The 14559-nt window shown below is 72.0% G+C and carries 10 protein-coding genes; 3 read left to right on the top strand and 7 right to left on the bottom strand.

Features of this window, described 5'->3' with window-relative positions:
* Positions 1-29 precede the first annotated feature (29 nt).
* From RM704_RS14800 to RM704_RS14785, 4 genes are all read right to left on the bottom strand, one after another.
* A complete protein-coding gene (locus RM704_RS14800) occupies positions 30-2003 on the bottom strand; it encodes an ABC transporter ATP-binding protein (protein ID WP_033525156.1) in 1974 nt (657 codons plus the stop codon).
* Between the two features lie 104 nt (positions 2004-2107).
* Entirely contained in the window at positions 2108-2866 is a 759-nt protein-coding gene (locus RM704_RS14795; protein ID WP_033525155.1) for an NUDIX hydrolase, read from the bottom strand.
* Between the two features lie 150 nt (positions 2867-3016).
* Entirely contained in the window at positions 3017-4957 is a 1941-nt protein-coding gene (locus tag RM704_RS14790; protein ID WP_033525268.1) for a glycogen debranching N-terminal domain-containing protein, read from the bottom strand.
* Between the two features lie 551 nt (positions 4958-5508).
* Positions 5509-7068: a DUF4192 domain-containing protein gene (locus RM704_RS14785; RefSeq protein ID WP_033525154.1), complete on the bottom strand. Its 1560-nt coding sequence runs from the start codon at positions 7066-7068 to the stop codon at positions 5509-5511.
* Between the two features lie 133 nt (positions 7069-7201).
* Between RM704_RS14785 and RM704_RS14780 the strand changes: the two genes are divergently transcribed.
* Both RM704_RS14780 and RM704_RS14775 read left to right on the top strand, forming a co-directional pair.
* Entirely contained in the window at positions 7202-9382 is a 2181-nt protein-coding gene (locus RM704_RS14780) for a RecQ family ATP-dependent DNA helicase (RefSeq protein ID WP_052145807.1), read from the top strand.
* A 256-nt stretch (positions 9383-9638) separates the two neighbouring features.
* Positions 9639-10265, top strand: coding sequence for a hypothetical protein (locus RM704_RS14775; RefSeq protein WP_033525153.1), 627 nt, complete (start codon positions 9639-9641; stop codon positions 10263-10265).
* A gap of 406 nt (positions 10266-10671) precedes the next feature.
* Here the strand turns inward: RM704_RS14775 and RM704_RS14770 are convergent, their stop codons facing one another.
* The 3 genes from RM704_RS14770 to RM704_RS14760 form a co-directional block, all read right to left on the bottom strand.
* Positions 10672-11277 carry a hypothetical protein gene (locus tag RM704_RS14770; protein WP_078936924.1) on the bottom strand — a complete coding sequence of 202 codons (606 nt, stop codon included), beginning with the start codon at positions 11275-11277 and terminating at the stop codon, positions 10672-10674.
* 68 nt (positions 11278-11345) lie between these two features.
* Positions 11346-12047, bottom strand: coding sequence for a ribonuclease HII (gene rnhB, locus RM704_RS14765; RefSeq protein WP_033525151.1), 702 nt, complete (start codon positions 12045-12047; stop codon positions 11346-11348).
* Between the two features lie 91 nt (positions 12048-12138).
* A complete protein-coding gene (locus RM704_RS14760; protein ID WP_033525150.1) occupies positions 12139-12753 on the bottom strand; it encodes a TetR/AcrR family transcriptional regulator in 615 nt (204 codons plus the stop codon).
* Positions 12754-12924: 171 nt separating this feature from the next.
* Here RM704_RS14760 and RM704_RS14755 point away from each other — a divergent pair, with 171 nt between their 5' ends.
* Positions 12925-14475, top strand: coding sequence for an MFS transporter (locus RM704_RS14755; protein ID WP_033525149.1), 1551 nt, complete (start codon positions 12925-12927; stop codon positions 14473-14475).
* Positions 14476-14559: the final 84 nt, after the last annotated feature.

Raw genomic sequence — 14559 nt, 5'->3', positions numbered from 1 at the left:
GGACGGTGAGCACGAAAGGATGACGACGATCACCCACGGACCCGACCGCGCAGGTTCGTGAGCAGGTAGGCCCCCAGCAGCGCGGTCAGCGACAACAGCAGCGCCCCGCCCACGGGTTGGATGATCGCCCGCGCCACCGCTTCCAGATAGCGCTCTCCCCCGAACGGCCACTGCACCAGCAAGAGCTCGCGCAGCCGCATCGGAAACCCGATCGCACTGCGCACGGACGATCCCTCCAGCACCTTCTGCACCAGGGGTACGACGAGGAGGGGCACGGCGACCACGGCGGCGAGCCCCGCTGACGTGGACCGGAAGACCCCCGCCGCGAGCACCCCAGCCCAGGCGCACCCCACGACGAGCCCTACCCAACTCGCCCCGAGCGGCAGCCAGTCGGCCGGGACGGAGATGAGTTCCGGCCCGTAGACGAGGTACAGCACTTCGAGGTCGCAGCCCACGGCGAGGACCGCCAGGAGCAGCGCGGTGGCCGCCGCGACGAGGAGCTTCGCGACGAGCAGTCCCAGCCGACGAGGCACGGTGCCACGGTCGGCGGCCAGCGCGGGGTGGCGGAACTCGTCGCCGAAGGCGAAGGCCCCGAGCAGCCCCGCGCCGATGGCGGCGGGCGGCAACGGCAGCTCCCGCGGCCACGCGGCCAGCAGTCGCGGCTGCGAGGTGTGCCCGATCCTGGCCAGGACCACCGCCATGAGGGCGGACGTGACGAGCACGGCCGCAGCGGTGACATACGCGGTGCCGACGCCGCCCGCCCGCCGCAACTCGTACCGCAACGGACGCAACGGGCTCGGCGCCGACCGTACGGTGATGGGTGGCGGGAGCGTCGGCAGTGCCGGCGAAGGCGGCAGGGGACCCGCTTCGGACGGGCGGTCCTGGGGCGGCACCGCGAGGGCGGCATCGGTCGCGAGGGCGGTTCGGGGCTCGGCGTCGCTCCCTGCTGCACCATGGGCCGACGCCGAGCTTCGCGGCTCGGTCACAGTCACGAACGCGCTCCCCCGACGCTCCTCGGCGGCCGTGCGGTGCGCCTCAAGCGGCCCCTGGGCCTCCTGGAGGGAGTCGGGCGCGCCCTCGGCACACTCCCGATCGTTCTCCACCGCCACCGGCGGCATCTGCGACACGGGCCCCATGTCGCCGATCTCGTCCGCCAGTTGGTGCACGAGGATGCCGTGCCGGAACGCGACCTCACCGATCTCCGCACACGTACTGCCGTACACCGACAGCCGATTGCCTCCCTCCGGCACGATCTCCAGGGAACGCCGTGCGGTCCGGGCCTCCTTGGTGAGCAGCGCCTCGAGCCGGGCGGCGTACGGGGTACGGACGACGACCCTGGGCCGGAGCCGGGTCCGGGAGAAGTCGCCGACCTCCTGGTCGGCGACGAGCCTGCCCTGTTCGAGGGTGAGGACCCGGTCGGCGGTCCGCGCCGCCTCCTTGGGGTCGCCGGTGGTGAACAGGACCGTGCCGCCCTGATCGGCGTGCGCCCGCATGATCCCGTGCAGCCACCGGCCTTCACGAACGGCCAGACCGTGGGCCGGCTCGTCCAGCACGAGGGTGTGCGGGTCGGACAGCAGCGCACAGGCCAGACCGAGGCGGCGGTCCATGCCCCGCGAGAGCGTGCCCAGCCGCGCATCGCACAGGCTGACCAGGCCCACGACCTCCAGGACTTCGTCGGCCCGCCGCGTGGGCAGCCCCGCGGCCGCGCACAGCATGCGCAGATGACCTCGGACGGTGCGGGCCGGGTGGCCGGGCACATCACCGAGAAGCACGCCGACCTCGCGCGAGGGGTGGGCGATGCGGTGCAGGGGGCGCCCCCTGAAGTAGGCGACGCCACGGCCCGGTTGCAGTTCGAGCATGAGTTTCAGCGCTGTCGACTTACCCGCTCCGGGGGCCCCGAGGAGTGCGGTGACGCGGCCGGAGTGCGCCTCGAAGGACACATCGTCGACGGCGGGCGGAAACTCCTTGCGAGGATTGCTGGTCAATCCGATGGCCTGGATCACCCTAGGCAAGATAGCGCGGTATGTCCGTTTTTTCGGGCACCTTGAGGCTCACCGCACGGCCAAGACAGCCGAACGTGGCGGAGCGGGCTCCAGCCGCGCCGTGATCAGACCTCCGGGCGCAGCATCGGCGGGTTGAGGAGGGTGGCGCCGCCGGCGCGGAAGAGCTGGGCGGGACGGCCACCCTGCCGCGTGGTGGTGCCACCGGTGGGCACCAGGAAGCCCGGCGTACCCGTCACCTTGCGATGGAAGTTGCGTGGATCGAGGGCCACCCCCCACACAGCCTCGTAGACACGCCGCAGCTCGCCGACCGTGAACTCCGGCGGACAGAAGGCCGTGGCCAGGGAGGAGTACTCGATCTTGGAACGGGCACGCTCCACCCCGTCCGCGAGGATCTGCGCGTGATCGAAGGCCAACGGCGCCACCGGCTCGCCGTCACGCCCATAACCACCCTGCGCCAGCAACTCCTCGACGGGTGCCCAGCGCGCACTGTGGGCGTCTCCGCCCGGCCGGGGCGCGGGCAGGTCCGGGGCGAGAGCAAGATGGGCGACGCTGACGACCCTCATCCTCGGGTCGCGCTTCGGGTCACCGTAGGTCGCCAACTGCTCCAGGTGCGCGCCGTTGTCCTGCGCGGGCTCGGACGGTTCATGGGCGGTGAGCCCGGTCTCCTCCGCCAGCTCCCTCGCCGCCGCCTGCGACAGATCTTCGTCCGGCCGGACGAAGCCACCGGGCAACGCCCAGCGCCCCTGGAACGGCTGTTCGCCCCGTCGTACCGTCAGTGCGCAGAGCGCATGGCGACGGACGGTCAGCACGACCAGATCCACGGTCACGGCGAAGGGCGGATAGTCCGACGGGTCGTAGGGCATGCCGCGATCATAGTCGTCTGCCTGACGATAAACACTCCCTTCGTGGCCGCTTCCCCACTTGATCCACTTCTGCTCGACACCGGACCCACGGCACGGCCGCCGACCCCGCGCGCCAAGCACCGCCTGCCGTTCCCTCGCACGTCACGGGGGTCACACTCCCAGCTGCAACCCGTCGGCCGCCTCCTCGACCATCGCGAGCCCCAGCCTGCTGACACGTACGGCGAACGGAGCGCCCGCGACGCGCAGTCCCGTCATACCGATCTCTCCCAGCGGCGCGCCGCGCACCGGCCGCAGGGTCACCGTCCGGGCGGGGGCGTCGGGACGGATTCCGACGAGGGTGGTGAGCAGCAGCACCCCCGCGGCCGCCGCCGTCGCGGCCGGTCTGCAGGACGCGGGGTGGGGCAGCGGGGCACTCCCCGCCGTCCGCTGCTCACCCGCGTACATCTCGGGCAGCCGACGGTCGAAACTCTCCGCCGCCGCCAGCACTCCCCGCAGCAACGCGCCTGCCTCCTTCTCGTACCCGGCTGCCGCCAGCCCCGCGACCGCGATCGCCGTCTCCTGCACACGCACGGCGCCGCTGCGATGGCCGAAGGGGTTGTATCCGGCTTCCTTCGCGCCCAGGCTCCGCAATCCCCACCCCGAGTCCATGGCCGGCCCTCCGAGCAGCCGCGCCAGCTGTTCGGTCCGCACCTTGTCGAGAAGCCCCGGGGCCTGCTCCCCGGCTCCGAGCAGCCCGGTGTCCAAGAGGTGTGCGGTACCGGCTCCCAGATGCGGCAGGACCCGCCCGTCCGGGGTACGGGCGGCCGCGGGCCGGCCACCGCCCCGGTCCTCGACCCAGAAGTCCATCGCGAACCGGGCCCGCAGTTCTCTCGCCCAGTCCCGTAGCTCGTCCCCGCTCGGTCGGCCGTACGCGTCGAGGAGGTCCGCGCCCAGCAGCGCGGCCCGGTGGGCGTGCGCCTGGGTCTCGCAACGCTGCGGACCTCCTGGGCGCGGGTCGGGCAGATAGACACCGCTGCCGACAGTGCCCAGAAGCCACCGCAGGCACCGCTCAGCCGCGGGCAGCAGTTCCTCGGTCTCCTGCTCGGGCAGTCCCCATCTCCTGGCCTCCGCGAGCAGAACGGGGAACAGCAGGGTGGCTTCGGTGCCGGTGCAGACCGGCGGCAGATGCGGGCCCACGTCCCGCCGCGGGCCCGGGATCATGCCGGACTGTGCTTCCCGGCCCACGAGTTGGGTGCGGGCGAGGGTGCGCAGGGTGCCTGCGGCGAGGCGGGTGCCGAGGGGCAGGGTCATCCGGGCCGCGACCAGTGCGTCGGCCGGGGCCATGCCGCAGCGCCAGGGCGCGCCCGCCGCGAGATGGGTGTCGGACGGATTCCTCGGGTCACGCAGCAACAGGGCTTCGAGGTCCTCGAGGCAGGTGTGCAGGAAGGGCTGCACCGTCGGGTCGTCGCCCGCCGCCCCGGCCTGGGAGAGGGGGCTCGTGGCCCCCCGGCCCACTGGCCTGATGGGGCCCGCGCCGTCCGGTCGTACCCGCAGCTCCACGCTCCGGGCACCGCCGGGCGGCAGCTCCAACTCCCAGCGCAGCAGCCCCGCGGAGGCCAGGGCGTCGGTGGGCGGCGGATGCGCCGTCACTGTGGAGTGCCCATGCGCACTGGACCACCGAAGGCCGGAGTCGTGCACACTCGCCGGCAGTTCCGGGCCGGCGCTGCCGGAGGCGACGGCGCCCAGCTCCGCGAGATCCGTTCCCAGGGACACCTCTAGGGGGAGGCGCAGTGGGCGGCGGGCCGTGCTGTGCAGGGTGATCCGCTCGGTACCGTCGGCATACCGTGTGCGCTCGACCATGACGTCCGGGTCCGGCCCGGCCTCGGCGGACATGCGAAGCGTCGCCATGAAGCGGGCTCGGTCGGCCGAGACCATCCGCGCCTGCACGGCGAGCGGTTCCCGTCCGGCCACCCTCACCTGGCAGCGGGAGAGCATGCGCCGTCCGGCACGGTAGAAGCCCTCCAGTCCCCGGCCGTTCAGTTGGCCCTGCTCGGAAGAGATCGCAAGGCCCGGCAGGGCGACACAGATCAGCGTCGTGTGGGCCGGTGGCAGCTCCGCTGGGCGGCGGGGAACAGTGGACGACGGCTGCGGGGGCAAAGAGCTTCCGGTGGCCGTGCGGGGCAGCCCAGGCGGGCCACCCGTGCCGGGCACTGCGGACACCGGGCTGCTGCGGACCGCTGGGCGTGAGCCCGTGACGCGGGGCACCGGACCGCGGACGTCCGTGGGTGGAGCGCCGCTTCCCTCCTCGCGGGCCCGGGCGGAGGGCGGGACAGGGCTGAGCAAGGACGGAACTTTGTCGGCATCGGACATGGAGGGCAGGGGCATGGGGTGGCTTCTTCTGTCTTCGGCGCGCGTGGGGTGCGCTCGGCACCAGGTGGGGAGCCGGAGAGGGACGGGGTGCGACGGTGGCGAGGCCAGGCCACGGGTACCGCCACTCAGGTGAACGGAGCGGCTCCGCTCCGGGTCACGCCCCTGCCCCGGGAAGCCGAGCGACCAGAGGTTCGGCGAGGTGCCTGGGGCGGCTTTGAGGGGGAACAGCGCGCTCAGGCACGCCCCGATCCATAACAGCACCACCCTCCACGCCCCGTGCCGGACCGGCGCGCTCACGTCTCCCCCTCGGTGGGCCGCCCACCGCCACCGCGGCGGGCCCGCGCCCGACCGCGTGCGCCGTCGACCGTGCTCCCCGGTCGTCGGCCGGCGGGTGCGCTGCCGTCAGCGGAGCGCGACCGGCGGGCGTGAGCGGCGCCGGGTGCTCGCCGGACGGGGCGGGTGTCGGCGTTCCTGTCCGGGTGTGACCTGCGTCGGCGGCGGGGGCCGGTCGCGACGCAGGGCTCAGCCGAGGTCGACTGCATGGCCGGAGGCTGGTCGGGACGGCTCTCCTCGCCATCGGCTCCGGCATCGGCATCGGCATCGGCATCGGCAGGGGGCGATGCCAGGCCGCGTCCCTTGCGCTCGGCCCGCAGGCAGCGGCGAATGGACTCGGGGTCGAGGCCTTCGTTGCAGGCCTGGTGCAGGAGGCGGGCGAAGAGGTAGTCGGGGTCTGCGGCGAGGGCCATGGCCAAGGCCTCACGGGCCTCCAGTTCGTCTCCCGAGGACCAGGCGACCCAGCCCGCGAGCGTGAGCGGGGCCGCCGCATGCTCGCCGTAGGGACCGACGCAGCGACGGGCGAGGGCGCGCCAGAGACGGAGGGCCGGGCCGGCTTCGTCGCCTTCCATCCATTCGGCGGCGCGGTCGCGGGTGGCGCGGTCCTGGAGTCCGAGGATCAGCGTGGCCGCGTCCCCGTGTCCGACGAGTTCGTCGTCGTGGAGGTCCGCGTCCAGCGTGCCGGACACGGACGGAGCGGCGGCCAGTCGCTCGATGGCGCGCTGTGCCACGGCGAGGGTCTCCTCGGCCACGTCCGCACGACTCTCCGCGTGCAGAATGCGTGGGACGAGCGCGGACTGCGCGGCGTCGAGGGCGGCCTCCTGCTGCAGCGCGGCAGCGGTCTCCCAGGGCAACAGCCTGGCCCTCATCTCTTTCAGGGTGCCGCGCACCTGAAGGCCGGCGTAGGTCGCGGCGGCGGCCAGCACGGAGGTGCCCGGTAGCCCCATCGGCTGCCCGTCGGCGGAACAGCATCCGTTGCCGGGACAGCAGTAGGACCAGAAGCGATTTCCGGAGATGCACAGGGCCTCGACCACCGGCACGTCCAGGGTGCCGCAGGCCCTGCGCAGCAGTTGGGCGAGGGGCCGCAGGCGTTCCATGACCTCGCGCGGCGACTCACCGCTCGCCGGGTCCTGGCAGAGGAAGGCGACCATGCTCTCCGGCCTGGCACCTCGACGCTCACTTCCGGTCACCAGCCCGCGGGCCAGTTGTTGGGCCACGGCCGGCCAGTCGTCCGTCTGGGCCGGGATGCCCAGTCGTGCGCGTCCGCCGAACCTTCCTCGGGCGTCCCGGTCGTGCAGTGCGACGAGGACGATGCTGTCCTCGGGGCGATATCCGAGCAGGTAGGGCAGGGCGTCGGCGAGTTCTGCCGGGGTGCGGAGGGTGACCTGCTGGCCGTCGGGAGGTCCGGTGGTCGCGCCGTGCCCGAGGTAGGCGGACGGCTCGCCCGCGCGCCCGTGGCCGCTCTGCCCGCCGATGTCGCTGTTGCCGGAGGTTCCGGCCGCTTCGCTGTGATTCGTCATGCGGCGACCATCTCGCGGATCTTGAGATTCCGCTTTGCCCTGTGGATAAGTCCGACCATGATCACGTCAGAAGCTGTCCACAGTTCGCTCCTCCCGTTCGCGCGATGTCCGAGGCATCGGGTTGCATGGGGCCATGAGCGACGAAGACCTGCCCCCCACGGACCGCCAAGACCTGCGTACGGCCGCCGACGCCGTGCTCGCCCGCCTCGTGGGCGCGCCGACGGGTGCCGCGCGACTGCGCGAGGACCAGTGGCACGCCATCGAGGCGCTGGTCGCGGAACAGCGCAGAGCCCTGGTGGTGCAGCGCACGGGCTGGGGCAAGTCCGCGGTGTACTTCGTCGCGACCGCGCTGCTGCGCGAGCGGGGCGCGGGACCCACCGTCATCGTCTCCCCGCTCCTCGCCCTCATGCGCAACCAGGTGGAGGCGGCCGCCCGCGCCGGCATTCACGCGCGGACCATCAACTCATCGAACACGGAGGAGTGGGACTCCATCCGCCAGGAGGTCACCGCGGGCACGGTCGACGTGCTCCTGGTCAGTCCGGAGCGGCTCAACAACCCCGATTTCCGTGACCAGGTCCTGCCCGAGCTGGCGGCCGCGACCGGGCTGCTCGTGGTCGACGAGGCGCACTGCATCTCGGACTGGGGCCATGACTTCCGCCCCGACTACCGCCGACTGCGCACCATGCTGGCCGATCTGCCGTCGGGTGTCCCGGTGCTCGCCACGACCGCGACGGCCAACGCGCGCGTGACGGCCGACGTGGCGGAGCAACTGGGCACCGGCGGCGGCACGGACGCCCTCGTCCTGCGAGGGCCCCTGGACCGCGAGAGCCTGAGCCTCGGCGTCCTCGAACTGCCGGATTCGGCCCACCGGATGGCGTGGCTCGCCGACCACCTGGACGAGTTGCCGGGCTCGGGGATCATCTACACGCTCACCGTGGCCGCCGCCGAGGAAGTCACCGCGTTCCTCCGCCAGTGCGGGCACACCGTGACGTCGTACACCGGGAAGACGGAGAACGCCGACCGGCAGCAGGCCGAGGAGGACCTCCTCGCCAACCGGGTCAAGGCCCTGGTCGCCACCTCCGCCCTGGGGATGGGCTTCGACAAGCCCGACCTGGGGTTCGTGGTGCACCTGGGCTCACCCTCCTCCCCCATCGCCTACTACCAACAGGTGGGCCGCGCGGGTCGCGGTGTCGAGCACGCGGAGGTGCTGCTGCTGCCCGGCAAGGAGGACCAGGCGATCTGGGAGTACTTCGCCTCGGTCGCGTTCCCTCCGGAGGAGCAGGTGCGCCGGACCCTGGACGTCCTGGCACACGCGGAGCGACCGATGTCCCTGCCCGCCCTCGAACCGCTGGTGGAACTGCGCCGCTCCCGGTTGGAGACGATGCTGAAGGTCCTCGACGTGGACGGTGCGGTCCGCCGGGTCCAGGGCGGTTGGGTCTCCACCGGCGTCCCCTGGACGTACGACACCGAGCGCTACGCCTGGGTCGCCAAGCAGCGCGCGGCCGAGCAGCAGGCCATGCGCGACTACGTGACGACGCGGGACTGCCGGATGGAGTTCCTGCGACGGCAGCTGGACGACGAGGAGGCCGCGCCGTGCGGACGTTGCGACACCTGTGCGAAGCCCAGGTTCGCGGACTCCGTCTCCGCGGCGGCGCTGGACGCGGCGCGCGGCGAGCTGGGGCGGGCGGGGGTCGAGGTGGAGCCCCGCAAGATGTGGCCGACCGGGCTGCCGGCGGTCGGGGTCAACCTGAAGGGACGTATTCCGGCCGGTGAACAGGCGGCCCTGGGACGGGCGTTGGGACGGCTGTCGGACATCGGCTGGGGTAACCGACTGCGGCCGATGCTCGCGCCGCAAGCACCGGACGGGCCGGTTCCGGACGACGTGGCGAAGGCGGTGGTAGCCGTCCTGGCCGACTGGGCGAAGGGTCCCGGCGGCTGGGCCTCCGGGCAGGCCGACGCGCAGCCCCGTCCGGTGGGTGTCGTCACGATGCCATCCCGTACCCGGCCGCAGTTGATCGGTTCCCTCGGTGCGCGGATCGCCGAGATCGGTCGTCTGCCGCTGCTGGGCTCGCTGGCGTACACCGGCGCGGTCTCCCGGGTCACCCGTAGCAACAGCGCACAACGCCTGAAGGCACTCGACGGGGCACTGACCGTGCCACCCGAACTGGCCGCCGCTCTCATGGAGGCAGCCGGGCCGGTATTGCTGGTCGACGACGCCACGGAGACCGGCTGGACGCTCGCGGTCGCCGCGCGCGTGCTCCGGCGCGCGGGCGCACAGGGGGTGCTGCCGCTCGTTCTCGCCGTCCGGGGGTGACCGGTCGTCAACCAGGCGTGAGCCCCGTCCCGCTTGGGCGTTACGGACGCGTCCCATGCGCAGGGATATAAGCGGTGGATCACCACAAAACTGTCAGTGGCCCCAATTGCTCGTTGCCGCAACCAAGTTCGCCAGGAAGAATTGGAGTCCGCTCCCCGCACGGCCCACTCGTCAATCGGTAGGGCTTCTGCTGCGGCGTGCGCTCCCCCAAGTCCGACCCCCGCCCGCTTGTGGGCGCGTAGCCGAAGGGAGGATCGTGACCTTCGGATTCGCTCCGTCCTCGGCGGCCTCCGTGTCGACCTCTGCCGACCTGTCCGCCACTTCCGCCAACCGGTTGCTCGAGCCCGCGGAATGGGCCGCCGCCGGGATTCCGCTGCTGCGCAATCCCCGGGAGGTCGTCAACGGGCTGCACGCGCGACATCAGCCCCGGCCCGCGACGGCGGTCGTGGCCGTCCTGGATCCGGACGAACGGTTGACGGCGAGCGCCTCGTTCGTCCGACGTCCGGCCCCGGCCGACGGGTGGATGTTCCGCAACGCTCTCCTCGCCCAGCTGCGCCGGGTGATTCCGCACGACCTGCGCCGGCGCACCCCGGTGCGTACGGCCGTGCTGCTCTACTGCCGTGACGGCGACGCACGTTGGACGGAGGAGGACGGGGCGTGGATGTGGGGGCTGCGGGACGCCTGCACACTGCACGGGCTGCGCTGCGGGGCGTACATCACGCTGACACGTGACGGCTGGCAGGTCCTCGGCGAGGGGCGAGGCGGCCGTCGTCCCCACGCGGACTCACCGGCCGAGCCGTTCGCCACGGCCGTCGCGCCGCCGCCCATGCCACGCACCGGCGGCGTCGCGTCGGAGGTCATGCGCCGGGTCGCTGCGCGCTGAGCCGCGGCCACTCCGCTTCGCTCGGGCGCCCGCCCGCACGACGGCGTTTGCCGCACCCACCCGCGCAGAGCCCGCGGGGGTGCGGCAAACGCACGGAGCACGGCGAGGCAAGCAGGGCGATGTTCCGGCATCTCCCGCCTGCGCCGCACCTGCGGCGAGGCACGTTCACGGCACCGCACCGCACCGCACCGCACCGCACCGCACCGCACCGGCAAGCTGAGCGGTGTCAGCGCGGGAAACACCCACGACCACCCCACGACGCGCTCCGGACGTGCCGAAACACCCCGCAGGCACGCCGAAGCGCCCCGTCACGGGGTGTGGCCGCAGTGCCGCCCAGGTCGTCCCCGGGCACGCACGGCTCCCCGGCGGGCCCTCGCGGGCCGACCGGGGCCGGGTCCGCGGTGGCTCAGACCCCGGCGCCCAGCACCGAGTTGATCGTCTGCGGGTCGCCGCACACGATCAGCAGGGCCCGGGCCCGGCCGAGGGCCTTGGGCAGCGCCTGGGCGGTGACGGCGTCGGTTCCGCCGTTGACGGCGACCACGACGACGGGACGCGGCGCGGCCCGGTCGGTGGCCGACGCATCGGCGTAGAAGACGTCGTCGCCCGCGTCGTGCTGCGCCCAGTAGGCGGCCTCGCCGAAGGAGAGCTCGTGGTCGGCCCACGGATGCGACTCGCCGGTGGTGATCACCAGCACGTCACCGGGGGCACGGCCCGAATCCAACAGCAGGTCGACGGCTTCCTCGGCGGCGTCCAGCGCACCCTCGGCCGAGGCCGGGATCAGCTGGATCTGCGGAGTTGCGGCAGGAGCGGACGGCCCGGGCTTGGCCGCGGCGTGAGCCGCGCGCTGGGCCGGCACCGGCCGGGCAGGACCCGGACGACCGGGACGCGGCGGAGCCGCGGGACGGGGACCGGGTACGGGACGGGGGGTCGGCGCGACCCGGCCGCTGGCCGGAGTGGCACGCGGGCCCTGGGCACTCTCGTGAATCTGAGGCTCCTCGGGAATGAGAGGCATGAGCTGATGTTTATCAAACGTCGGTGCGACTCGCGTCGGCGGGTGGCACATGAGTGCGAACGAATCCGTCAGAAATCGAAGCCGAGCTGCCCCTCGATCTCCGGAACGCTTCCGTCCGCCCAGTTGCGGGCCTTCTTGAGGTGCCGCCACTGGGGCAGCGCATCAAGATACGCCCACGACAACCGGTGGTACGGGGTGGGGCCCCGCTCCGCCAGCGCGGCCTTGTGGACAGGCGACGGATACCCGGCGTTGGCCGCGAAACCGAAGTCTGCATGGTCGACACCCAGTTCGGCCATCATTTTGTCGCGCTGAACCTTGGCGATCACCGAGGCGGCCGCGACGGCGACACAGGACTGATCGCCCTTGATCACCGTACGGACGCGCCAGGGTGACCCCAGGTAGTCGTGTTTGCCGTCGAGGATGACCGCGTCGGGCCGCACCGGAAGCGCCTCCAGGGCGCGCACCGCGGCCAGCCGCAGGGCGGCCGTCATGCCCAGGTCGTCGATCTCCTCCGGAGAGGCGTGACCGAGGGCGTGGGACGTCACCCACTTCAGCAGCTCCTCGGAGAGCGACTCGCGTCGCTTGATCGTCAGGAGCTTGGAGTCGGTGAGGCCCTCGGGCGGTCGGCGCAGTCCGGTGACCGCCGCGCAGACGGTGACGGGGCCGGCCCACGCTCCGCGCCCCACCTCGTCGACACCGGCGATGACCTTGGCTCCGGTCGTGGCGCGCAGTGAGCGCTCGACGGTGTGAGTAGGTGGTTCGTACGGCATGGCGCCCTTAGCCTACGCCGCCCGCGTCCCCGCGCGACACCCAGGTTTCCAGGGGCAACCTCACCGCACCAGCCGACCCCGCCGGGGCACCTCACCGAGAGAGCAGCGGAACCATCAACCGGTCGATCATCTCCTCGATGTCCCGCTCGTTCCATTCACTGCCGCACATCTTCGAGCGGTACATCATCATGGCCGGAATCGCGTCGAACACATAGCTGTTGGCCGCGTCGGGCCGCACCTCACCCCGCCGAATTCCACGCTCGACGACCTCACGCAGCTGCTTGACCGTCGGCTCCACGACACCCTCGATGATCACGCCATGGAAGCGCTCGGCCTGGGTGGTGTCGCATTCGTGAATCACCGACCGCAGAGCGAACCCAGGGCGGGAGAACATCGCCTCACGCGCCTGACGGCACAGCGCCAGCAGATCCTCGCGCACGCTCCCGAGGTCGGGCGCCTCCTCGAAACGCGGCAGCCCGGCCTGCAGGGCGTCGGCGACGAGGTCCTCCTTGGAGGGCCAGCGGCGATAGACCGCCGCCTTGCCCGTCTGGGCGCCCGCGGCGACCCCCTCCATGGTGAGGCCGCTCCAGCCGACCGTGCTGAGCTGCTCCAGCGCGGCATCGAGGATCGCGCGCTCGAGCACGGCGCCGCGCCGACGCGGGGAGGCCGTCGGGGCAGGAGCGGCCGTCCAGCGCGAAGTGACCATCTGTGTTTCTCCGTTGAGCCAGGGGGCGGGGATGCCGAAAGCGGAAGCGGACGAACGACGCACGCCACGGCGGCGACTTCGGTGAACGCTTGCGTTCACTAAGGGGGACTCACTACCGTGGGCGCGTCAGTGAACGCGAGCGTTCACTAAAGCAGTTGTGGGGGACCCATAGTGACAACCTCTCCGTTGATTCAGGATCAGAAGCCGGGAGCCGCCCGCCGGGAGGGGCGCCCCGGCATCGCACTCACCGTCATCGCGGCCTGCCAACTCATGGTGGTACTCGATGCGACGATTGTGAACATCGCGCTCCCGCACATTCAAGACGCGCTCAAGTTCAGTACCACCGACCTGACATGGGTCGTCAGCGCCTACACGCTGACCTTCGGCGGTCTGCTCCTCCTGGGCGGCCGGGCCGGTGACATCCTTGGCCGCCGCCGAGTGTTCATGACCGGAATCATCGTCTTCACGTTCGCCTCGCTGCTCGGCGGGTTCGCCCAGGAACCCTGGCAGCTGCTCGCGGCACGCGCCCTTCAGGGCGTCGGCGGGGCGATCGCGTCGCCGACCTCGTTGGCGCTCATCACGACGACGTTCCCCGAAGGTCCCGAGCGCAACCGGGCGTTCGGTGTCTTCGCCGCCGTCTCCGCCGGTGGCGGCGCCATCGGCCTGCTCGCGGGCGGCATGCTCACCGAGTGGCTCGACTGGAGGTGGGTGCTGTTCGTCAACGTGCCCATCGGTGTGCTGATCGCCGTCCTCACTCCGATGTACATCAGCGAGTCCGAGCGGCACCCTGGGCGGTTCGACATCGCGGGCGCGCTCACCTCGACCGCCGGTATGGCCTCGCTGGTCTACGGGTTCATCCGCGCGGCGGAGGACGGCTGGCGCGATGGGCTGACGATCGGTTCCTTCACGGCCGCGGTGGTCCTGCTGCTGGTGTTCGGCCTCATCGAGAAGCGCGCCAAGGAGCCCATCACCCCGCTGCGCATGTTCACCGACCGCAATCGCTCGGGCACGTACGTGATCATGCTGAGCCTCGCGGCGGCGATGTTCGGGATGTTCTTCTTCATCGTGCTGTTCGTGCAGAACGTGCTGCGGTACACCCCGATCGAGGCCGGTCTGGCCTTCCTCCCGGTGACCGTCGCGATCGTCACCGGTGCCGGTCTTTCCCAACGTTTCCTGCCGGTGCTCGGCCCCAAGCCGTTCATGGTGGCCGGCTCCACCCTCGTGGTGCTCGGCCTGACCTGGCAGACCTTCATCAGCCCCGACAGTTCCTACGTCGGTGGCGTGCTCGGCCCGATGGTGATGTTCGGCTTCGGCATGGGCCTGAACTTCGTGACCCTCACCCTGACCGCCGTCTCGGGGGTCGCCCCGCACGAGGCGGGCGCGGCGTCCGGCCTGCTCAACGTCACGCAGCAGGTGGGCGGCTCGCTCGGCCTGTCCATCCTCACGACCGTCTTCGGTACGGCCAGTCGTGACGAGGGGGAGAAGCAGGTCCAGCTCTTCATGGCGCAGGCCACGGAAGCGCAGAAGGCCGAGTTCGCCAAGACACAGCAGCTGCCGGCCCCCTGGAGCCACGAAGTGCTCGCTCAGGGCATCTCGACGGCTTTCATACCGGCTGTCGCGATGGCCGTACTCGCCCTGGCCACCGCCCTCCTGGTGATCAGGGTCCGCAAGAGCGACCTGGAAGCCCTCTCCGGCACGGCCGGACCCACCGCCGGAGGTTGACGGGACGGTCACGGAAGCGACCGCACACCGGCCGGACCAGGCCCAGGCGACCAAGGGCCTGGGCGTGGTCCGGCCGGGTGCGGG

It is taken from the genome of Streptomyces gottesmaniae (assembly GCF_031845845.1).
Lineage (GTDB): Bacteria > Actinomycetota > Actinomycetes > Streptomycetales > Streptomycetaceae > Streptomyces > Streptomyces akebiae.
This window is presented reverse-complemented; position numbering and strand designations above follow the sequence as displayed.

Excerpts from the sequence above, each read along its gene's own strand:
- RM704_RS14795 (WP_033525155.1), bottom strand. The coding sequence starts at position 2,866 with ATGCCCTACGACCCGTCGGACTATCCGCCCTTCGCCGTGACCGTGGAT.
- RM704_RS14785 (WP_033525154.1), bottom strand. The coding sequence starts at position 7,068 with ATGACGAATCACAGCGAAGCGGCCGGAACCTCCGGCAACAGCGACATC.
- RM704_RS14780 (WP_052145807.1), top strand. The coding sequence starts at position 7,202 with ATGAGCGACGAAGACCTGCCCCCCACGGACCGCCAAGACCTGCGTACG.
- RM704_RS14770 (WP_078936924.1), bottom strand. The coding sequence starts at position 11,277 with ATGCCTCTCATTCCCGAGGAGCCTCAGATTCACGAGAGTGCCCAGGGC.
- rnhB (WP_033525151.1), bottom strand. The coding sequence starts at position 12,047 with ATGCCGTACGAACCACCTACTCACACCGTCGAGCGCTCACTGCGCGCC.
- RM704_RS14760 (WP_033525150.1), bottom strand. The coding sequence starts at position 12,753 with ATGGTCACTTCGCGCTGGACGGCCGCTCCTGCCCCGACGGCCTCCCCG.